Consider the following 21,876-nt stretch of genomic DNA (forward strand, 5'->3'; position numbering starts at 1 on the left):
GATTATGGTTAGTTTTATCGTGTACAAATGTCCCTCCCAGAATTCCGCGCTCAAATTGCAAAATTAGTTATCACAGCAGAAAATATGCTGCTTTCTCGCCGTGCTGGTAAACCGGAGGAGAATACAAAAGATAATTTGATTGCACCTTTTCTAGATGCACTGGGTTATACAAGGGAATATCGCACCCCTGAAGGTTCAATTCGCAGTTTAATTGGAACTACGACCTGGGTAGATTATTTGCTTCGTCCTGAAGTAAACCAGCATCCCAAACTAATGTTTGAAGCCAAAAGTTTATGGGATAAGAATATATGGAATACAAATGAACAGCAAGTTTTAGATTATCTGAGAAATTACAGTCTAGATGTTGGCACACAAGAACCTGTTCTGTGGATTATCCTCTCAAATTTTCGGGAATGGCACATTTTAAGGTTACAGGATAAAAAACCTTTTTGGTCATTTACAATGGAGGAAATGCGAGATGATACTGAGCTTGTCAGCAGACTATATACTTGCCTCAGCCGTGATAATTCACGCAGTGATCGTCTAGAAGCATTTTACAGCGAAAAAACCAGAGAAGGATTAGGCACAAAATTTCTAGCTGATTTAAAAATTTGGCGTGTTATTCTTGCCAATGGTATCAAAAAATCACAACCTAATTTAGCTTTAGAAAAAGTCCGCGAAGCTTCTCAAGTTATTTTAAATCGTTTTTTGTTAATTCGACTTTTAGAGACATTCAGCCGAGAAATGCCCTTTAACTATCTGGGCAGAGTTTATTATCACTGGCAGCAAACTTTCCCAGATTTACCATTCATTGAAGACCTCAGACGAGCTTTTCATAATACCTGGATAGGCTATAATACTGAACTATTTCAGCCTTCTTGGATTGATAAACTCATGATTGATGTTCAATACATTCAATCAATTATTGTCATAAATGCAGTGCCACCAGCAGGTATACTTGATACAATCACAGGAAATTTAACCAACTATCGCTCAATTTATAACTATGATTTTACAACTCTAACACAGGATATTTTAGGTACTGCTTATGAACAGTTTCTAGCCCATCAATTAACTCTGGTGGGCGATGTTGTCAAAATTTTAGAAAATCAGCAAACCCGCAAGCGCGAAGGAATTTTCTATACTCCTGACTATATTGTTAATCGTATTGTATATCAAACTCTACAACCTTCAATTAAGCCTAAAATTGATGCGGCCATTGGTTTTTTGGAAGTAGGAGACTTTCATCAAGCTTATGCATTTGCAAGTTCAGTCTTAGACATGACAATAATTGACCCTGCTTGTGGTTCAGGTTCATTTCTTTTAGGTGCATTCGATTATATACTGGGTGAAATTAAACGTTATAATCAAGCTTGTGCAACAGCTAAGATACCTGACAACTTTGATTTATTTAGTCATGTATCAGTACAACCAATTATTAATCCTGAAGAACAGATCATCGTCAGAATGCTGCATGGGGTAGATAGAGACCCCCAAGCCGTGTTATTAGCAAAACTGTCACTCTGGACAAAATTATTGCGATCGCGTCCTGATGAATATGGTAGACGCGGTGGATCTATATATTCTCATCTTCCTGCACTAACTTTAAATATTCGAGTTGGAGATAGTTTAATACATTCCCCCGCAAATTTAGCACCATTTCAGGATTCACTAGGAATAGCCGCAGATTTAGCCAGAAATGCTAGAAATACTAATCAAACTGAAATAGAAAGAAATCAAGCCGTTACTAAGTTTGAAACTAGCATTACATCAATCAATCAGCAGATTAATCCTGTTTTAACTGCCTTTTTCGCTAGTGATGAAAGTATACAATCAGTAGTGCATTTGATCAAACATAGAGAAGCTAATATCAAAGAATTAGGACTAATTCGCTCTTTTTTAACAGACGCTATCAATCCTGAAAACTTAGATGAATGGACTCAAAAAAATTTAGAAGATTGGACAACTGCCGAATTAGCCAGAGTTAAATCAGAACTAATGACATTAGAAAATGCCTTAGAAGAAGTTGTTATTAAACGCCCATTTAATTGGTATGTTGAATTTCCTCATATATTTGATCCACAATTACCAGCAGGAGAACAAGGATTTTTTGCTGTAATTGGTAATCCTCCCTATTTTAACGTTGATGCCATCTTTGGCAGAAATGCCCTAGAATTAAAATGGCTCAGGTACGCATATTCTGATATTTATACTGATAAAACAGATATTTTATTTTATTTTATTAGATGGGGATTTGAATTGTTATGTGATCAAGGACGGCTGAGTTACATTGTTTCACGTTCTTTCATCCAAGGTGATAAATCCTCCAAATTGAGAGATTTTATCAGCCGCAAAACTAAAATTGAAAGTATAATTGATTTTTTAGGTCATAAAGTATTTAGGGCTGGAATTGCTACTTGCATTATTTCTTTGATTAATAAAGATATATCAAGCAATGAACTAAAATTTGGTGTTGCTGATTGTGAGTATTATTTTTATTTATTGGTGATCGCCAAACTATTAAATGATCAATACTTCAAATTATTGAATTTTCATTTTCATACCTTGATTCAGCAACGCCTAAAATTTTATGTGGAAAATGTGATCAATTTTGCCGATGTCAAATCTGTATTAAGTTCAAATAATCCTCTGAACAACTTTCCTAAAAATTCTGTGAACACAGTAGAACTTCAACAACAAACCTTAAATTCATCTCGTTGGAGTATATCGCCATATAATCATATTTTTGCCATAATTGATTCTCAAGGAGTGAAACTCAGAGATTTACCTGAATGTGACTTAGTTGAACAGGGTATTCAAACAGGAGAAAACAGTGTTTTTGCACCTAATAATGGTTTTAGGTTTGAATTTTCTGAGGATATACTAGATATACTCAGCCCAATTGTAAAAAATTCTGGAATTTTTGCTTATGGATTTGTCCCCGATAATTCTTATTTGTTATATATTGAAAACGGTAAAAACTTTGAAGATTTACCAGAACTAATTCAAAACTATTTGCTCGAAAATAGAAGTAAGTTGGAAAAAAGAGCAGCATATAAAGAAGGAAGTTGTCAGTGGTATGCTTTACAAAGATCAAGGCGAAAAGACCAACATTTTCATTTCCGCCCTAAAATTCTATGTCCATATCGTGCGAGTAATAATAGGTTTAGCATTGATTTAGAAGGTAATTTGGCAGGTTTAACAGATACTACTGCTATATTTTTAAGAGATATATATGATTACGATTCAGATAATCCAATAATTACTAGACTATATTTTCTGACAGCTTTACTTAATTCTAAAGTTCTTGAGTTCCGTTACACAGCATTAGGTGGTTTAGGAAAACTCACCAGTACAAGGATGTTTGAATACTTTGAAAATCAAGTTGGTGATTTGCCAATTCCCCAGTTGAAGGAACCTGAAACTAATACTGATTACCAAACTTTAGTACAGTTAAGTCGTGAAGCTCATCAGATTTGGCAAAATCGTTACCAAATTGTTACCACCTACCAATCTAAAGCTTCAGGAGTTACTTATCAAGAAGTATCGTTAAATGAATATCACAGATTGACTGGAGATTATGCTACTGACATTGAGTGGGAAAGTTCTCATCCTCATCGAGAAGGACATCTATTAAAATTGCAAATACAGGCGAGTGTCGATGGATATGTTATTTGGGGCGAAGTGAGCGATGATGAAGATTGGCAAGAGGGAAATCGTGAATGGATAGAAATAGCTCGTGTGAGTATTCGCACACCGCACTTGCGCCGATATCTTTTAGCAAGGCTGATTTATCTCACTGAGTTTGATTCATCTTTTCGTAATAAACGAAAGTTGTCTCGTGAAGCTGGAAATTTGGTCAATGCAGCCTTTGATGTTTTGAAAGTTAATCGTTATGATCTCGATAGGTTTAGTAATCTTCGGGCTTTAGAAGTTATTGAGCAAAGAGTTAGGCAAGAACTTGGTATATCAGAATTGGAAACAGTTTTATTAAGACAACTTGAAATCAGAAATCAAATTGATACAATTGCCTATCGCCTTTATGGAGTAGAGGAGTATATCGATATTATTGAGCAAGCCTTGAAGGTTGTATTGTAGTCTCAAGCACCACCACTTTCACTGGTATACCTCAACTGAAATAGGAAATTTAAAAGTTGAGAATCAAGTCAAAAAAAATTACCAACCATGGGTGTTTTTTGATCTTATTTAAGAAAGTCAAAAAACACCACAAAAATATCAATAACGGAAAATAGCTGCTACTGCTGTACTATTAGGCATTTGTTCTGAGTCCATAGTGTATACTTTACCACCATTTGTCAATGTCTGAATAGCTGCCAAATCTAACATATCTTGATCATCTGGCTCTGGTTCTGAGTGTAAATCTACATTCATGGTATCTGGATTAAATTTGCCCCAAATTTGCATATCCATCGGCACTAATATAGAATCAACCCTTTGGCAATAAGTCGCACAGACAACTTCTTTAATATCACTAGAAGTTGTACCAGTACCAGCTAGTTGTTGATAAAGTGCCACAACTGACTCCTGATTTTGCCGAAACGAAGGTTCAACAATAGGCCAAGCCTGTTGATGCAATTCTTCCGGTTTCATAAGTTCCGGGTTACCAGTAATACTTTCTGCGAGGAAGTAAGGATAAGTATTTGCCTGTTGATAAATGGGAAACAAATATTCAACCCCCATCAATAATAACGGAGAATTGTCCCCCCGGATTGTCTCGTGTACTGCCCGATCTACAATGTGACAAAATTGCAAGATACTTTGTTGATGTTGATCTCGGTCAGGACTTCCCTGTCCATGAACATCGCCAGGTTGTAGAAAAGAACTAGCGGTTCCCCTGGTGGGTGTACCAATACGATGTTGTACCCCTCTTTGAATATTCTCCTCTAGGAGAGCTACATCTATACTCTCAGGCATATTTGGTACTTCCACCTCCTCAAGACTGTAGCCAGTTCCCTCAAATAGTCTGATATCTTTTTGACTCAGAGCTAGAAGATAAAACTTACCATCATTGTTGATTAAATGCAGTAATGGCTTAAGATGGAAACGCTCGCCAACAACTACCAATTCTTGAAACTCCATTGGTAGACGATAATAGCGGAACATCTGGGGAGAGATAAAAATTGCTAGTCCCTTGTCTTGGTTTTCCCAAAAATCCGTTGTATCAAGTTCCCTTGCTGGTTGGAGGAAATCAATGGCTTGAGTATGACGAATACCGATGGCACATAAACGTTCCTCAGCTTCACGGATTAAATTTTTAAACCGAATGGGATTCTGTCGAATTTCTGGACCCGCTTTTTGCATAGGCATATACAAAGAAACACAAGGACTTTGGGGATTATCGACTAAAATTTTGAGTTCATCATGGGATAATATTGGCACTGTTGTTGAACTCCTAGTCAAGAGAAACTAATCAAGCTCATTTCATGTCACAACAGGTTTGATTAATTTTCATCTTGCTTTTGACTTAAGTATGATACAGACTTTTTTTGAGATAGATAAACGGTTAGTTTGAAAGATTACTAATTTTTCCCAGGAGACGATAAAATCACAGCCGCGATGTAGAGATGCAAAGGATACATTATGCTATGTATATTTACTTAAACAGTTGGCAGTACTTATTTAATTCTGCTGCTAAAGCATCTGATTTTTTCCCTGCAGTTTCAGCGGCTAATGTCAAAGATTTATCAATTTCTGTTCTCGCTTTTTGGATTTGTTCCCTACTTGCTGGCGATGCCGCGGCATTTTTAGTTGTACCAAGAGCCTGAGATGCTTTGGCGATCGCTTGACTAAGATTATCAAATATCTGGGCAAAACTGCTTTGAAACTCTTTCAGATTCGGGTCTGATAAATTTAGTCGTTTTAAAGACTTAGTAATCACTTGCAAATCCCTTGAGAGTTGCAAGCTGGTTACTACCTGCTCTCCTTTATTTGGCTCAATTAAAGAGTTCCCAACATTCACCACCTGAATTAGTCGCTGACATTGGGTAAATTGATCCTCACAACTACTCAGCAGTGGAGTAAAACTCAGACTAACGGTTGCAATCACAATCAACTTACGCCACACAGAAAATACCCCACCGTCATTTGTCAATCATACAGCAGATTACAAGTAAATAGGTACTATATGAATAGTAAAACCTCACTTATTAATAGGTATGGAACCCCGCCACGCTATAGCGCAGCGTGGCGTAGCCACACGGTATCACCAATCAACTGGTAAACCCAACTGGTTTAAAGTCTCTCCGTCTTCTAACAACCCTTGAATCTCAGTATCTAATTGAATACCTCCACCAGACAAGACTAAAGCACGTTGAGTCACTTTCCCCAACCAATGTAACTCATGGGAGGCAATTAACATCACCTGTACAGGCAAGTTTAACAATACTCGTGCTAAGTGCCGTCGCCATGCGGGATCAAGTCCGTTAGTTGGTTCATCTAAAATCAGAATTTGTGGCTCTAGGGCTAAAATCGCAGCTATTGCAGCCAGTCGTCTTTGTCCTCCCGAAAGTTCGTGACAGGAACGGTGAGCGTAGGCTTCTAAACCAAAATTTGCTAATAATTCCCTGGCTCGGTCAATAGCTAGAGACGGGGGAATACCGTAATTACGCGGTCCAAAGGTAATATCCTCTAAGATAGTGGGCATAAATAGTTGGTCATTGGCATCTTGAAAGCCAAAACCGATATTACGCCTTAGCTGGGGAAGGGTTTTTGGTTCTAAGGGAATACCATTAATTAAGATTTTCCCCCCATGGGGTTGTTTTAAACCGATCAGGTTTTCTAATAATGTGCTTTTACCCGAACCAGTAGCACCCATTAAACCTACGCGATCGCCTGCATTCAAAGAAAAAGAAACATTTTCTAAGACTGGCTTCTGGTTACCGTATGCATATACCAGATTCTCCACCTCAATGACAGTGGGGCGGGGGTGATGTGTGGAAAGTTGGGAATCAAATGTCAAAGATTTCAAAATACCCGCACTAAATTGTAAGAACTTATGGTCAAGCCAGATGCTAGGGTACAAGCGAACAACACCAAAAAACGCTGTTTTGGTTTGAATATCGCCTCTACAGGTAACTGTCCATTGTAACCACGAATGACCATGGCAGCATAAACTCGCTCTGCTCTGTCTAAACTCCTAAGATATAACGCTCCAATCATCGCAGCATTAGTATAGCGTAACCATGCTGGTTTACCATTTAAACCCCGCAGTTGAGCGCTACGCTGCATCCGTGTGACTTCATCCAGTAAAATTTCCAGGTACTGCCCAGTTAATAATAAATTAGCCTTAATTGGTGCAGGTACGGGTAGGCTTTTGAGGGCAATAGCAAAACTATGGGGGGGTAAGGTTAATAAAAAACTATTCATGGTAACCAGACAAATAAGGGAACGTAGCAATAAAAAACTGGCTCGTTCCCACCCCATGGGTAAGGCCATGAATGAGAGGAAAATTAATTCAATACCGAGTATTCCTGCTAGTTGGGGAATGGGTACGCGCAAAAATACCGCCCAAACAAGAGCGATCGCCCCATATATCCCCAAGCACAGCCAAGCATTATACTGTAGTAAGGCTGTCCCCACAACAATTACTAAGGACAAATGCAGACGCAAAGGCAAAGCAAGTTTAAGCATTTTTGGGTTTTACCACTTTAGCAATGCCAAAAGCCGCACCAAAGCTGACTATAGCTCCCAGAAGCCCGGCAATACTAGTACCAATCAATCCTAAAGATTCATGTTCGTAGTCAGCAAAAGGCGTTAATACTTGTACTCGCACTTCATCGGCTAAACCGATAAAGTCTAAATCCTCAGCCACTTTTTCCAAACCATCAGGCCAGCCTGAAGCTACCAAAGATAAGACTCCAGCAATCAAGAAAATAGTAACCACAGGAACCAACCAAGCTTGAAACTGTTGCTGCTCCCCCGGTAGTAAGTCTGGTCTGGCTTTAGCTAGGTAAACCAAGACACCGCCTGTAATCAGACCTTCACCAATCCCAATCAGAATATGTACACCTGTCATCGCTGGTAGGACTATGTTAATGGGTGCGGTTCCGGAAATAGCTAACTGTAGGGCGCAAACTATGGCTACCACTACGATACTGATAGCCGCCGCAATACCAGCTGCTAGGGGTAAGCGTCCCTTGGAGCCTCCCAGGAGTCTTTGTATAGTTTGGGTTAATACCCAGCCGACCCAAACACTAATGATTGCCGCATTTAAAATATTAGCTCCCAGTGCGGTGATGCCACCATCGGCAAATAGTACAGCTTGAATGATGAAAACTGTGGACATGGATAACATTGCAGCCCAAGGACTACCTAAAACTATGGCTGCTAGGGTTCCCCCCAATAAGTGACCACTTGTACCCCCGGCTACGGGAAAATTGATCATCTGGGCGGCGAAAATAAAAGCTGTGGTTAAGCCGAGTATAGGGGCGCTACGCATCCCTAGCTCTTCTTGCGATCGCTTACAGGCGATCACCAGTGCTACTGCACTTACTAAACTTGTAGCCCCAGCTACGGGAATTGAAATAAATCCATCAGGAATATGCATTATCTACTCTGTATGAATGTATTAAATGTGTATAATTACACAGCAAAATAATGTAATTACAGGATCACATTAACAGAAAACATAATTTCTCTGGCTTTTACAATGCCCTCTTGGGGGATTTTAACCTGTTATTCAGGTAATTGTGATCATAATTTTTTAGTTTAAAAATATACTTATTTATCGGAATGTTAAATTTTATTTCTCACGCTGTTGAAACTGGCTGTGTAGCTTTGGGGGATGATATGTTGGGGTATGATATCTGCAATTAATTTGGTTAATCCTGACCTTGGTGATCTGAGTTGCGCCAGGTTTGTTTCTTGGATGGTGGGCTTTTGTCAGTTTGCTAGTGAGACAGCTAAACGGCGAAAAAATATCACCACGCCCTAAGATTAAACGTGGTGAATCTGGAAACCTGTGTAAACAGGATATTACTTCTGAGACTGTCAAACTTCTGAGTTGTTCTCGGTTAAACGTTGTTGTTTAAGGTTTTGTAATTGCTCTAACAAAGAATCTACTTCTGCTTGGAGGTGTTGAAGTTTCGCGTGTTGGTCTTCTTGATAATAAGACTTGGTGACATCGCTAACCCAGAGAGTCTGGGAGGGACGTTCGGAAACACTAGATGAACAAGTAGGCATTGTTAAATAAATTTCCTAAATTGACTCACACCATCTATATAAACATCATAATAACGTTAAGTTAAGATTAGTTAAACAGTTGTATATATTTAATCATATAAACTCATACTTCGCTAGTGTATTTATAAGTGAAGGTAATGGTATCCCCTGAGTTACACACAGAATTCATGGACGGGAAGGGAGAGTAGTGTGATCACAAAGGAGGATTTCACATAAAATAAAAATCATCAGTGAGACGTTGGCACTCAATGTGGATAATATTCTTATAGAATGAAAAATCTAGAAAATAGCACCTCAAAAGGAGAAATTAAGTTTTTCCCTTGCCAATGGAGGGCTTACCCATCCCCAATCCTTAGTTAAAAACTTTTAAAACCTGTGACTGTGAGTTTGTCTGTTGTTAAATCTACTCGCCAACCTTGGCCCGGACTGATAGAAGCCTATCGCGAATATTTACCTGTAAGCGAGAAAACGCCGGTTGTTACCTTACTAGAGGGTAATACTCCCTTGATTCCAGTACCGGCCATCGCCGAACGCATTGGCAGACAGGTAAAAGTATTTGTCAAATACGATGGTCTTAACCCCACTGGTAGCTTCAAAGATCGGGGTATGACCATGGCAATCACCAAGGCTAAGGAAGCTGGGGCTAAGGCAGTAATTTGTGCTAGTACAGGGAACACCTCAGCGGCGGCGGCAGCTTATGCTAAACGTGGCGGGATGAAGCCTTTTGTGTTGATACCCGATGGCTATGTAGCCTTGGGTAAGTTAGCACAGGCTTTGTTGTACGGTGCGGAAGTTTTAGCAATCAAAGGCAATTTTGACCGCGCCCTGGAAATTGTGCGGGAAATGTCCGAAAGCTATCCCATTACTTTAGTTAATTCCGTGAATCCCTACCGTTTGGAAGGACAAAAAACCGGAGCATTTGAAGTGGTAGATGCTTTGGGTAATGCTCCAGACTGGTTGTGTATCCCAGTGGGTAATGCGGGAAATATCACAGCATATTGGATGGGGTTTTGTCAATATCACCAAGGCGGAAAATGCGATCGCCTACCGCGGATGATGGGATTCCAAGCCGCAGGGGCTGCTCCCCTGGTAAATGGGCATCCTGTTACCCATCCCGAAACCATCGCCACAGCTATACGTATTGGTAACCCTGCTAGTTGGGATAAAGCCATGGCTGCCCAATCTGCTAGTCAAGGTAGTTTTAAAGCCGTTACCGATGAGGAAATTCTCGATGCTTATAGACTTTTAGCATCATCAGAAGGTATTTTCTGTGAACCCGCCAGCGCTGCATCTGTAGCCGGTTTATTGCAGGTTAAAGACCAAGTTCCCACAGGGGCGACAGTGGTTTGTGTCCTCACAGGGAATGGTTTAAAAGACCCAGATACAGCTATTAAACACAGTCAGAGCCAATTTAAACAAGGCATTGATGCTGAAGTAGGGGCAGTAGCCCAAGCAATGGGATTTTAATTATTTGGTATCAATGGATACTACCCCGGCTAGAAGCCGGGGGGATTCTTGAAAAGTCCACAAACGAACTTTCAATGGTGCTATCAAAGACACCCTACTGATTCCGCTTAGGCCTAAACCTACCTTTATCGCTACTTTGGCTAAAATATTAGCCGCGCCGTTGGCATCGGCATTTAATAAAATATTTTTAGCTGTTCTAAACAGCCCACGATTAACAGGTTTTCCTGATGATTGCCACCCTTTCGGTTTGTCACGAAATGTAGGTAGCATATCACCATCTAAAAATGATGCCTTTGAGGTATATGATTCTTCCGTTTCTACAAACTGAATTTTGTATTGTTTACACAATTTTTCAATGCGGTTTTTTAATTTAGCTGATGGTATCTGAACAAATTTTTGATTGTTTATTTTTCCCATCACACAGAAATTCTAGAATCGCGGTAACTTTCTGTACGGTTGCTCATTCCACCCCGTAATTGAGATATAAAATCCGAGGTCACATTTTCGCGTTGCTCCCGTAATGGTATTGAGCGATCGCTTACATAAATTTCACCTACCAGCCTTTTATACCTATCTTGGGTAACTGAACGGACTTTGATTGATGCGTTATTTGATACAGCATTTTACAACGTAGCCATAAGGATTTCAGGCTACAAAAACGAGAGGGGTTCAAATGGTAAAATTTTATCCATGTCAATCAGGATGTTACCAGCAGGTCATCAAGTCCTTATCGTAACTTTCAGCATGGCTGCTCATTAGACCCCGAAGACAAAATAAGGACAGGTTCCTTGGGATGATCTTGTCAAAACTAGAATCTGTTGTGATAAAAATTTGAATATAGGAGGATAAAATGATCATTCGAGCTTACTAGCCACAATGCAATTATCGTAATTATCAATGGGGGGCTGAACCAATTGATTCTATTTGTTTACATATTTCTAAAATATGATTTACTTCCCCTTGATTATAAAAAGATGTACCATCTCTTGTTTCTCTGTATTGTGGAGTTGTGGGAGTTTTCCACCAAATTATATGATGTTGATCTTGTATTTCTTCTCCTGCAACATAATGAGCGCGTTGTTGATCAGGATTTACTAAACCACATTGGAGTTGATAATCATAAAATTGATTAATTACACTCATAATCTGTGGGTGCATTCGATACTGAATATTCAGCATGATTTTAATATTATTTGGTGCTGCTTCAAATTGTTGTTTAAACAGCGATTCTCTTAAATAACCTAATTCTTCTTCTGTTGTATTTAGTGCTGCTGCTAATTCTTCTAAAGTTTCATTATTTAACATTGGTGGTAACTGACGATGATCTCCCACCAGTACTAATTTTTTAGCTTTTAATGCAGGAATTAATATCTCTGGAGGTGTACATTTACTTACTTCGTCAATAATCACAACATCAAAAGATTTCCAGTCTAAAAAACGTTTACTTGCAGATTGACCACAGGTAATCCCAATAACATTAGCGTTATCTAAGTAAAGATTTTGTAATTCTTTTCTGTCTTGTGGTGAATGATTGCGAAGTCGAACTACATAATCAGAAATCAAGGTTTCATATTTGGTTAAATAAGTTTGATATTCCTCATTTTCCTTTTTCCAGGTTTGAAACTGATTCTGCATAATCCGCAAAAATTCTAGGTTAAATATGTCTGAATTATTTATTTGCGGTTTAATCGTTTCAGGAATATTTATCCATTCTTGTTCCCACCAGTTTCTATGTGGTTGTAGTTGCTGGTTATATTCTTCAATAGTGGTATTGATACTGACAATACTATTTTGACACTGTTCAATAATTTGACTTGTATCTGCTATTCTTTGTTGAGTTTGATGTAACTTTGATTGTAATTCTTTCTCTATATCATTCATTATGGTTAGAGGAGATAAAGAAGGAATTACATTCTCTATTTTTGAGTATATTGTTTCACAGTTATTGATAATTTTTACAAACTCTTTAGTATGTTGTATAACTGCAAATGGTTGAGTTTTATTTTGATGTGTAAAGTTATTAATTTCTCTTTCTCTAGGTACTGATAAATTAATAACTTGTTGCCATCTAGCAGAAAATAAATTATTATTTTGTTCTAACTCAGAGCGAAAGATTTTTAATTGTTGTTGTTTGAATGAGATATTTTCTTGTTGTTGGATCAATGACTGCTGCAATTCATAAAATTTTGCTTGCTTGCAGTTGATTTCTTGTTGTGTTTCTTGCTTTTTCAAATCCAACCCTTCAGAAATACTGCTTTTCATTTCTTGAATGAAAATAATAGTACTATCCTTAAGATTAAGGTAATTTGGCTGGGATATAGTTTTTCTAATTATTAATGCTTCGCTTCCCACAGCTTTTAAAATATATTTAGTATCGAATAGAGCTACTATTTTACAGTAGTTAAAATATTTAAAATATCTATCATGCCAACTGGTTGTAAAAAATTTTATTATTGATTCTGAGAACGTTTTTATTTTGATCCACCAATTATTGTGATTAGTTAATATTTCTTGGCAAAATACAGTGAGTTCATACAAATTGTCTAAGATTTCGGAAGTCTTTAATCCATATCCTAATCCTAATATATTGAGTGAAGAGAGATGATTACTATCATCAAAAGTTTGAATTTTTGAAGTTAAATTAATACTCTTTAGTAATTTATATAATTTTTGTAATTTTTCTTTGGTGGAAGATATCTTTATATCTTCCTGAATTTTATAATTTATTTTTGTTCTAAAATCTTCAATAAAAGATATCCAAGGATAAGAACAATTTGCATTATATGTAATAGCTAATAAATAAGGAGGTAATTTTATAAAATCCTCACTTAATAAACAAGATTTTTCTATATTTCTCGTAACCAATTCTTGTAACTCATATCCAGTGACTGAGAACCATTTTTGTAACTCATTTAAAGCTAAACTAATTTGCAGTTGACGATTATTTAATTGATCAATTTCTGCTGATATCTGATCCTTATTTTTGATGTTGTTTTGATGGCTGTTTTCTGCATTAGCTAAACTATTTTTATGGGCTTGTAATCTTTGCTGTTGCTCATCAATACTACCCATCAATTCAGCAAGTTGACGTGATAAACTTAGTGTTGTTTTTACTCGTTGCAAAGCAAGAGGCGCATTTTTTGCTAACCAACCAGCTTGTGCAAGCAATTCTCTTTGTGGTGGTACAATTTGCAGATGTTCAATCAAAAAACGAATATTTTTTTGTAATTTATCTATCTCTTGATGTTTAATGTAGTAATCCTTTAAGTCGGTGAGAATTTGATTAATTCCAAAATCAAACCAATTAATATCAGGTTGTTTTAAAACAGATAATTTATCTAGTGCAATCTGCAATTCTTGTTGATTTCGCTTGTCTAATGTATAATTTTATTGTAATCCTCTATGGTGTTGCTCTAGGGAATCTTTTCTTAATTGCAGTTGCTGAGTTTTATCTGTAAATTCCGCTTCAAACTGCACATATCTAGTAAACAGGGTTTCATTTCTGCTAATCTTCTGTGAAATATTTACTTTTCTCTGTTTTTGCAATAACTTTTGTTCACAACTGTTAGCAGTATTTGTTAACCATGTATTGACAACATTCGCTTCTAAAAAACCTGCATCTTCCTGGTTAACGGAGTTTTGATTACCTTTTCTGAATGCACGAATAACCGGATTATATATTAATCTACTCAGAGCATTATCTACAGCTAAATTAGCTTGAGAAGCAACTAAACTCCGTCCTCCTCTCAAAGCAACTTGATAACAAATTTCGGCCATTACAGTGGTTTTACCTGTTCCCGGTGGTCTTTGAATTAATGCAAATTCAGGTGCAGATAGAACTGTTTCTACTGCGGATATCTGACTTGGATTTGCTGTTCTTAGTAATAAATCTTCCGAGTTTAAATTGATTATTTTTGCTGGTGTTTTAGCTTCTGCAACGTTAAATAAAAATTTTCCTAAATCCGGATTTTCTGCTTCTCCCTTTTTTACTTTATTTATGGCTTCGCGCTTTCTGTTTATTTGTACTCTATCACCAAATGCCTGAAAAGATAAATATCCTGTATTAGGTAGTTGATATTCATTATTATCTAGTAAGTACAATATTTCTGATTCTAAATGGATACGAATTAGGCATTGTTGTTGATTAATGCTTTCAATGATTCCAAGTTCTCTACCTTCTGTATATATTTGATTTCTTTTGTTTTTGGCTTCTAGGTTCAATTCTTCTAATTCTTCCGCTTCATTTTCTGTTACTAAATATATTCTGTTACTGACCGAATTAACTGCTCTTTGCCAAAATTCCTGAACAGTTATTCTATTTTCTTGTGAACTCTCAACACTCGCTTGATCTGCTACAATTTCAAAACTGATATTTCTTGATGCAGTACCATAATTGTGTCTGACAAATGGCACAAAAAATTGCTTTGATATAGCAATACGTTCTTCAATTTCTAAAAATGCTTCCCATGCTTGTAACTGTTCTTCTGTGGGTATAGCAGGGAGTGGTAAATTGGTGGTAATTTTTTGCCAACTTGCAAAAGGTATTCCCCTAGAATACTGAGAGTTAACAAGTTTGATGTAACAGGGAAATGTAAAGTTGGGTTGGTACTCCAGAACTGGTAATAACCGGATTGATGTAATACTTAATGTATATTCACCGCGATCCTTGACTATAAACCGTAAGCTTAGGGTTTTGTTTTTTAACTTTAGTATTGGTGGTAGGGGAGACTCTGGTGTATCTGCTAATATTAATTCCCATATTTCTTCTTTAGGTTCTTTTCCCGCTTTCAAACGTTTGACGTAAAATAGCTGTGCAGTTTGTCCGGCAATAGTTTCTAGTAAACTGTTAGCACGTTGATAAATGCCGGTTTCTGATCTAACATTACCTTCTATATCTGTCAGGAATCTGCTAGCAGTTTTGGTATTTATGAACTTATAACGCCACTCTTCCATTTGCAGTCACCAGGTATGCAATTTAACATTGTATTTTATATAACTTTTTTTGTCAATCAAATAGTTAAGCACTAGGATTTTGCGAGCATGATGTTGACCTATTCAAGAATCCCCCGGCTTTTAGCCGTGGGGAGTATCAATGATATAGGTGCAGCACCAACAGTAGACACGAAATAACTGTTTGTCCAAAGCTTTGGTAGTCGAGATTTTAGCCAAGGAAACTCTTGTCTAATGTGAAGCTTTAATAAAAATTAATATTCAATGTGGCTAAAGCAAGGGACTCGCTCCACTGCGACTGAAGTCGCTATCGACTTATCCCCATGTCTAAAGCCACTGGCTCAGGTCTCGTCTTATGGTCAGGGTCAGTGGGGGCTACACCCATTTTTTCTGGGACAGGTAGCCCCCACATTGCTTTATGGGGTATTTTAGTTATTTGGCGAAGATTTTCTGTTAAAGTTTTTTACCTAGTTAGAATTTATGAACCAAAAAAGGGATAAATAAGAATAGTTTTATCTAAGTGATTCCTCCCCTTAGTTCTTCTATGACTTATTGCCTCAGAATTGCCGATATTCCCACTAATGAGCGTCCACGCGAGCGTTTAATGAGCCACGGTGCTAAAACTTTGGCTACAGCTGAGTTAATTGCAATTCTTTTAGGTACTGGTCAGGGACCGGGAAAACTTTCGGCTGTAGGATTAGGACAATATATATTACAAGAACTAAGTAAACATCAACGTGACCCCCTAGCAGTTCTGCGAGAGATTAACCCAGCGGAATTAATGCAAATTCCTGGTATTGGCCCAGCCAAAGCCACCACTATCTTAGCGGCAATTGAATTGGGGAAACGTACCTTTCAATTTCGCCCCTCAGACAGTACACCCATTGATAACCCGGTTGTGGCTGCGGCTGCACTTAGTCAAGATTTAATGTGGCAAACACAAGAACGTTTTGCAGTGTTGCTGTTAGATGTGAAAAATCGGTTATTGGGAACCCAAGTAATTACTATTGGTACCGCCACGGAAACCTTAGCATCCCCGCGAGAAATTTTCCGAGAAGTCATTCGTCAAGGTGCAACCCGGGCAATTATTGCTCATAATCATCCTTCAGGTAATGTGGAACCCAGCCCAGAAGATATAGAATTAACCCGTCAATTATTAGCAGGGGCGCGGCTTTTAGGCATTCCATTATTAGATCACTTGATTTTGGGTAATGGTAATCACCAAAGTTTACGTGAAATTACGACACTGTGGAATGAATACCCCCAAGGTGATTAATAGAAAATGGGAGTGACTGTTATTGCCACTCCTAGAGCCACGGATCAAGAAACTTGAAAATATTACTTACTGTTACCCTTGCTACCATTCCCATTCCGCATTAGCACACGTTCAGCAAGTTTATCTGGTACTTCCTGGAAATGGTCATGTTCCCAGTGGAAAAACCCAACACCCAGGGTGAGCGATCGCAACTCTATAATAAAGTTTTGCATCTCAGCTTGGGGCAAGTATGCAGATACATGATCCCAGTTTTGCCAATCATCTTTGCCCTCATATCCCAAAATCTGCCCTCTTCTACCACTCAATAATTGCAGTACCTTAGAGGTAAATTCGCTCGGTGTTGTTACTCGCACCCGCAGAATCGGTTCTAGCAGAGTCGGTTTAGCCTGGGGTACTCCCGTTTGCATTGCCAATCGTGCAGCCTGTTTAAAAGCTTGTTCAGAACTATCAACGCTGTGATAAGAACCATTAGTGAGAGTGACCGCCACATCTACCATGGGAAAACCCAAAGGCCCATGTGTTAAAAACTCCCGCACACCCATTTCTACACCGGGAATATACTGTTTAGGAACTACACCCCCAACTATAGTTTCATCGAAGTTAAAACCTTTTCCCCGTGGTAGGGGTTTGATATCCAGGAAAACATCACCAAATTGGCCGTGACCACCACTTTGATGCTTGTAGCGTCCATGAACCGCAGCCACAGTTTTACTGATGGTTTCTTTATATGGTACTTGCGGCTGATGAGTTGTCATCGGTAAGTGATATTTGCGCCGCAGTCTGTCTAGGGCGACTTGTAAATGAATTTCACCTTGACCCCAGAGAATGACCTCATGAGTGTCCCCGTGTTGCTCCCAAGCCAAGGAAGGATCTTCTTCTAACAACTTGCTCAGGGAACTGCTGAGTTTTACTTCATCATTGTGTCTTTCCGGTGTAATCGCCAAAGCATAGACTGGCCTTAACTGTTCGGCTTTGGGTAATTCCTTCGCCGGGGTTTGTGTAGAAATTGTCTCTCCTGTGTTGATACCCTCTAAACGGCTCAAAGCGACAATTTCACCTGCACCGACTTGATTAACTAAATGCTGTTGTTGTCCCATGAGGCGGTAAATTCCCCCAGTCCGAACACCATTTAGGACAATACCATCAGTTAATTCACCTCGCCACACACGCACTAAGGAGAGTTTGCCACCTTGGGGCGTATAGTAAGTTTTTAATATCTGGGCTAAGGGGTGATTCCCTTTGATATTTCTTAAACGACGTTCTGCTGTGGTTTCTGATTCCGGCGCTTCTCGTTGTAGTGCTTCTAACAGAGGTCTGACACCATAATCTTTTTCTGCTACACCAAAGAACACCGGAACTACCAAATCCGCCCCTAATTCTAGTTTTAAGTCTTGGATAATTTCTTCTTGGGGTGGTTCAATGTCTTCTAAAAGTTCTTCGAGTAGGTGGTCGTCAAAATTCGCCAAAGCTTCGAGCATTTCCGAACGGGCGATTTGTTCTTCTGCTTTTAAATTTTCAGGAAAAGGAATCAAATCAGCAGGTGCGCCTGGGTGATATTGATATGCTTGTTCACTCACCATGTCGATAAATCCGGTGAGTTGTTCCCCTTGCATGATGGGGTATTGGTGGGCTACCAAAGGACGACTAGAAACTGCTTTGAGGGCGTGTAATGTTTCTAAAACGTGAATATTTGCCCGATCCATTTTATTCACAAACACTAGATGGGGAATTTCCCAATCATCCAGGAATTTAAATAAGGGCGCTAGGGTCAGAACCCGTTCGCTGATGGGTTCACAAACGACAATTGCTGCGTCAACTCCTATTAAAGTATTGTAGGTTTCTTGGGCAAATTCTATTGAACCGGGACAGTCAATAAAGGTAAAACGAGTGTCCTTAAACTCTGTACTAGCGGCGGTGACTTCCACACTCATATGGCGATCGCGCGATTCTGGCGCACTATCCCCCACTGTGTTACCATCCTTCACATTACCCGGGCGCGAAATTGCCCCACTGACAAATAATAAGCTTTCTAGTATTGTGGTTTTTCCACTTAAATAAGGTCCAACAATTGCAACGTTACGCGAACCCGATTTTACTTTTTCGTTCATAAAACCCCTCTTGCGGTAAGTCAGTCTTACCTGCATGATTCTTGTTCAGGAGTATCAAATACTTTTCTGACAGAAAAATAATTCCTTCCTTAACTTGTCATTATCCTGCCTTTAACCACAATTGCCAAAAATTGTATTTTATCGTAAGGTTTACCTTGATTTTTTTAAAGATAAAAATAACTTTAATATACAATATTAAAGATTTGTAAATATTTCATAATTGCCAACCCTTATTATAGCATTTGTTATGGCTGTTATACCACTTGTATGCACCAAGATACAAGTGATTTTCTATTATTATTCACAGTATTTACCCAGGGCAGGCAGGAGTTATACTGAGCATGTGGATAGCTTGCGTCGCCTAGCCATAGTATGCCCAACCGAGAAGATTTGTGAGATTAAAATGTGACTTGATTTATTTGAAAAGTGCTGTATACATACAGGTAAAATTGAGGTGTGAACCTCTTTGAGACGTATCTTTTTGTACCCTTATAGATAGATGAATCACTCCTTGAGCATGAGTAAAAATCAAATAGTCACCTCAAGGAGAATCAATCTATGACTACAGGTAACGGTCAATCTCAACAACCGATTAGCAACCTAGAGTATGACTTCCTCACCGTGCTGCATAATAAAGCTGAAGCAGTAAAGGCTTATGACTGCTACATCAAAGATGCACAGGAAATGAACTCTCAGCCCTGTGTAGAATTATTTCAAAAGTTGCGACAGTTGGAAATAGAACAAACCCAAGAAGTTCGCCACCATTTGCAACAAGTGATGCAGCACGGCAAGATGTAATAACATTGGACATACAAAAGTCTATTGACAATCCCCGTCTCTTTAGAGCGGGGATTGTTGATCTGTGAATAATTTCCTACTACTTAGCATCTTAGTAAAAAAAAGCGGGTACTCGACCCGCCAGCAGAGAAATATAAAATTCAACTATCAACCGGTACTTAGAGGGAAATTTCTGGCGCGCGCAAAGAAATCTCTGATGCTTCTTTCTCCTGTGCTAAAGTCGGTACAGAATGACGTAATCTTTTCGTTAACTGTACTGTTGTCGCATCATACATCTGGGTCAGTAACTTAGGATAAAACCCAATACCAATAATTGGCACTAACAAACAAGCAATGATAAACACTTCCCGGGGTTCAGCATCTATTAGAGCTTGGTGGGAAACTAACTCTTCGTTTTCTTGACCATAGAAAATTTCCCGTAACATAGACAGCAAATAAATTGGAGTTAAAATTACCCCCACAGCCATCAGGAACACCACGATAACTTTAAAAGTGGAGCTATAAGCATCACTGGTGGCAAAACCCACAAACACCATTAATTCAGCCACGAAACCGCTCATTCCTGGTAATGCTAAAGAAGCCATGGAACAAGTGGTAAACATAGCAAAAATCTTTTTCATCCTCTTACCGACACCACCCATTTCATCTAACATCAAGGTGTGTGTCCGGTCATAAGTTGCGCCCACAAGGAAGAACAAACTCGCCCCAATTAACCCGTGGGAAACCATTTGTAAAACCGCCCCACTCAGTCCCAAATCGGTAAAGGAAGCAATACCAATGAGGACAAAACCCATGTGAGAAATTGAAGAGTAGGCAATTTTCCGCTTCAGGTTGCGCTGGGCGAAAGATGTTAGGGCGGCGTAGATGATATTAACCACCCCCAAAACCACCAAAACAGGGGCAAAATAAGCGTGAGCATCAGGTAGCATTTGGGCATTCATGCGAATTAATGCATAACCGCCCATTTTCAGCAGAATACCTGCTAATAACATATGTACCGGGGCTGTAGCTTCACCGTGGGCATCTGGTAGCCAAGTATGTAAGGGAATAATTGGCAACTTGACAGCGTAGGCAATGAGAAACCCAGCATAAAGTAAAAGCTGGAAATTAAGAGCGAAATCCTTCAAAGCCAGCGATCGCATATCGAAGGTGACGGTATCGCCGTAAAATCCCATTGTCAGGGCAGACAGCAAAATAAACAACGATCCACCAGCGGTGTATAAAATAAACTTAGTCGCTGCATATTGTCGCTTTTTGCCTCCCCAAATGGACAGCAGAAAGTAGATAGGTACTAGTTCCAGTTCCCACACCAAGAAAAATAACAGCATATCCTGAACAGCGAACACGGCGATTTGACCGCCATACATCGCCAGAATCAAGAAATAAAAGAGCCTGGGCTTGAGCGTCACAGGCCAAGCTGCTAAAATTGCCAATGTAGTAATAAACCCAGTCAAAATAATCAGGGGCATAGACAAGCCATCTGCCCCTACTGACCAATTCAAATCAAGTTGAGGTAACCAGGGGTAACTCTCCACCATTTGCAAATCTGGATTCGAGAAGTCGTAACCAGTATAAAAAGCGTAAACAATTAGTGCAAAATCAATTAGTCCCACAATCAGGGAATACCAGCGCACTGTTTTGCCGTCTTTATCCGGGATGATGGGAATCAGTAGCGATGCGGCTATAGGTAACAAAATAATTGTCGTCAGCCACGGAAAATTAACTGTATTCATCGCAATTAATCTGCAAACAGAATCATGTTGGGCAAAAAGTCACTAGCTATTAACTAACAGCTTTTTGGCAGTTTTCCTTTCATTGTTAGGTTGATTTAATCAAATTGACAATCCCCCAACCTCCCGGATGACCTAAACCACATCTACAAAGCAGCCCTAACCGCCAGTCTGTATATTACAGGTAAACTCCCCGCCAATTGCCTCATAATGAGCAATTAAGGCATCTGTTGTACATTAAATGGCAAATTTAATGAAAATATGAAAATCAGGTATTTTTAGATGATTATTGAGGTGTTAGTCAAATATTTGTACAAACCTCTTGATAAATAGTCACAATATTTCC

General features: G+C 38.8%; 16 protein-coding genes and 1 pseudogene. 5 read left to right on the forward strand and 12 right to left on the reverse strand.

Annotated elements, in window-relative coordinates; translation table 11 throughout:
- The first annotated feature begins 27 nt into the window (after positions 1–27).
- Positions 28–4,098: an Eco57I restriction-modification methylase domain-containing protein gene (locus tag PN447_RS03260; RefSeq protein ID WP_271760792.1), complete on the forward strand. Its 4,071-nt coding sequence runs from the start codon at positions 28–30 to the stop codon at positions 4,096–4,098.
- A 138-nt stretch (positions 4,099–4,236) separates the two neighbouring features.
- On the opposite strand, the gene PN447_RS03265 is transcribed toward PN447_RS03260, so the two are convergent.
- The 5 genes from PN447_RS03265 to PN447_RS03285 all read right to left on the reverse strand — a co-directional run bounded on the left by PN447_RS03265 (position 4,237) and on the right by PN447_RS03285 (position 8,566).
- Positions 4,237–5,400 (reverse strand): baeRF3 domain-containing protein, encoded by a 1,164-nt coding sequence (locus tag PN447_RS03265; RefSeq protein ID WP_271760793.1) that lies wholly within the window; start codon positions 5,398–5,400, stop codon positions 4,237–4,239.
- Between the two features lie 214 nt (positions 5,401–5,614).
- Positions 5,615–6,085, reverse strand: a complete 471-nt coding sequence (locus tag PN447_RS03270) for a hypothetical protein (RefSeq protein WP_271760794.1) — start codon at positions 6,083–6,085, stop codon at positions 5,615–5,617.
- A 138-nt stretch (positions 6,086–6,223) separates the two neighbouring features.
- Positions 6,224–6,988 (reverse strand): energy-coupling factor ABC transporter ATP-binding protein, encoded by a 765-nt coding sequence (locus PN447_RS03275; protein ID WP_271760796.1) that lies wholly within the window; start codon positions 6,986–6,988, stop codon positions 6,224–6,226.
- Positions 6,985–7,650: an energy-coupling factor transporter transmembrane component T family protein gene (locus tag PN447_RS03280; RefSeq protein WP_271760797.1), complete on the reverse strand. Its 666-nt coding sequence runs from the start codon at positions 7,648–7,650 to the stop codon at positions 6,985–6,987. The genes PN447_RS03275 and PN447_RS03280 overlap by 4 nt, the downstream gene beginning before the upstream one ends.
- Positions 7,643–8,566, reverse strand: coding sequence for an energy-coupling factor ABC transporter permease (locus PN447_RS03285; RefSeq protein WP_271760798.1), 924 nt, complete (start codon positions 8,564–8,566; stop codon positions 7,643–7,645). Before PN447_RS03285 ends, PN447_RS03280 begins: the two co-directional genes overlap by 8 nt.
- 252 nt (positions 8,567–8,818) lie before the next feature.
- On the opposite strand from PN447_RS03285, the gene PN447_RS03290 reads away from it, so the two are divergent.
- Positions 8,819–8,953, forward strand: a complete 135-nt coding sequence (locus PN447_RS03290) for a hypothetical protein (protein WP_271760800.1) — start codon at positions 8,819–8,821, stop codon at positions 8,951–8,953.
- A 56-nt stretch (positions 8,954–9,009) separates the two neighbouring features.
- Here the strand turns inward: PN447_RS03290 and PN447_RS03295 are convergent, their stop codons facing one another.
- Positions 9,010–9,201, reverse strand: coding sequence for a hypothetical protein (locus PN447_RS03295; protein ID WP_271734100.1), 192 nt, complete (start codon positions 9,199–9,201; stop codon positions 9,010–9,012).
- Between the two features lie 375 nt (positions 9,202–9,576).
- On the opposite strand from PN447_RS03295, the gene thrC reads away from it, so the two are divergent.
- Positions 9,577–10,668 (forward strand): threonine synthase, encoded by a 1,092-nt coding sequence (thrC, locus tag PN447_RS03300; protein ID WP_271734101.1) that lies wholly within the window; start codon positions 9,577–9,579, stop codon positions 10,666–10,668.
- Here the strand turns inward: thrC and PN447_RS03305 are convergent, their stop codons facing one another.
- The 4 genes and pseudogenes from PN447_RS03305 to PN447_RS03320 form a co-directional block, all read right to left on the reverse strand.
- On the reverse strand, positions 10,669–11,085 hold the full coding sequence (locus PN447_RS03305; RefSeq protein WP_334311073.1) for a transposase: 417 nt from the start codon (positions 11,083–11,085) through the stop codon (positions 10,669–10,671).
- A 477-nt stretch (positions 11,086–11,562) separates the two neighbouring features.
- Positions 11,563–14,022, reverse strand: a complete 2,460-nt coding sequence (locus PN447_RS03310; protein ID WP_271760802.1) for a DEAD/DEAH box helicase — start codon at positions 14,020–14,022, stop codon at positions 11,563–11,565.
- Positions 14,023–14,055: 33 nt separating this feature from the next.
- On the reverse strand, positions 14,056–15,621 hold the full coding sequence (locus tag PN447_RS03315) for an AAA domain-containing protein (RefSeq protein ID WP_271760804.1): 1,566 nt from the start codon (positions 15,619–15,621) through the stop codon (positions 14,056–14,058).
- A gap of 98 nt (positions 15,622–15,719) precedes the next feature.
- Positions 15,720–15,854: pseudogene (locus PN447_RS03320) on the reverse strand (transposase); the annotation flags it as partial.
- Positions 15,855–16,162: 308 nt separating this feature from the next.
- On the opposite strand from PN447_RS03320, the gene radC reads away from it, so the two are divergent.
- Positions 16,163–16,894, forward strand: coding sequence for a RadC family protein (gene radC, locus PN447_RS03325; RefSeq protein WP_271760806.1), 732 nt, complete (start codon positions 16,163–16,165; stop codon positions 16,892–16,894).
- A 62-nt stretch (positions 16,895–16,956) separates the two neighbouring features.
- On the opposite strand, the gene PN447_RS03330 is transcribed toward radC, so the two are convergent.
- Entirely contained in the window at positions 16,957–19,002 is a 2,046-nt protein-coding gene (locus PN447_RS03330) for an elongation factor G (protein WP_271760808.1), read from the reverse strand.
- A 558-nt stretch (positions 19,003–19,560) separates the two neighbouring features.
- On the opposite strand from PN447_RS03330, the gene PN447_RS03335 reads away from it, so the two are divergent.
- Positions 19,561–19,800 (forward strand): hypothetical protein, encoded by a 240-nt coding sequence (locus PN447_RS03335; RefSeq protein WP_271734104.1) that lies wholly within the window; start codon positions 19,561–19,563, stop codon positions 19,798–19,800.
- 158 nt (positions 19,801–19,958) lie between these two features.
- Here PN447_RS03335 and ndhD1 read toward each other — a convergent pair whose 3' ends face one another.
- Entirely contained in the window at positions 19,959–21,533 is a 1,575-nt protein-coding gene (gene ndhD1 / locus PN447_RS03340; RefSeq protein ID WP_271760810.1) for a photosynthetic/respiratory NAD(P)H-quinone oxidoreductase subunit D1, read from the reverse strand.
- Positions 21,534–21,876 lie beyond the last annotated feature (343 nt).

Origin of the sequence: Anabaena sp. CS-542/02 (assembly GCF_028331085.1) — a bacterium.
GTDB classification, from domain to species: Bacteria; Cyanobacteriota; Cyanobacteriia; order Cyanobacteriales; family Nostocaceae; genus Anabaenopsis; species Anabaenopsis arnoldii.

What these genes read in the sequence shown, in the direction of transcription:
- PN447_RS03260 (WP_271760792.1), top strand. Translation starts at nt 28, where the DNA reads ATGTCCCTCCCAGAATTCCGCGCTCAAATTGCAAAATTAGTTATCACA.
- PN447_RS03280 (WP_271760797.1), bottom strand. Translation starts at nt 7,650, where the DNA reads ATGCTTAAACTTGCTTTGCCTTTGCGTCTGCATTTGTCCTTAGTAATT.
- PN447_RS03285 (WP_271760798.1), bottom strand. Translation starts at nt 8,566, where the DNA reads ATGCATATTCCTGATGGATTTATTTCAATTCCCGTAGCTGGGGCTACA.
- PN447_RS03290 (WP_271760800.1), top strand. Translation starts at nt 8,819, where the DNA reads ATGATATCTGCAATTAATTTGGTTAATCCTGACCTTGGTGATCTGAGT.
- PN447_RS03295 (WP_271734100.1), bottom strand. Translation starts at nt 9,201, where the DNA reads ATGCCTACTTGTTCATCTAGTGTTTCCGAACGTCCCTCCCAGACTCTC.
- PN447_RS03305 (WP_334311073.1), bottom strand. Translation starts at nt 11,085, where the DNA reads ATGGGAAAAATAAACAATCAAAAATTTGTTCAGATACCATCAGCTAAA.
- PN447_RS03315 (WP_271760804.1), bottom strand. Translation starts at nt 15,621, where the DNA reads ATGGAAGAGTGGCGTTATAAGTTCATAAATACCAAAACTGCTAGCAGA.
- radC (WP_271760806.1), top strand. Translation starts at nt 16,163, where the DNA reads ATGACTTATTGCCTCAGAATTGCCGATATTCCCACTAATGAGCGTCCA.
- PN447_RS03330 (WP_271760808.1), bottom strand. Translation starts at nt 19,002, where the DNA reads ATGAACGAAAAAGTAAAATCGGGTTCGCGTAACGTTGCAATTGTTGGA.
- PN447_RS03335 (WP_271734104.1), top strand. Translation starts at nt 19,561, where the DNA reads ATGACTACAGGTAACGGTCAATCTCAACAACCGATTAGCAACCTAGAG.
- ndhD1 (WP_271760810.1), bottom strand. Translation starts at nt 21,533, where the DNA reads ATGAATACAGTTAATTTTCCGTGGCTGACGACAATTATTTTGTTACCT.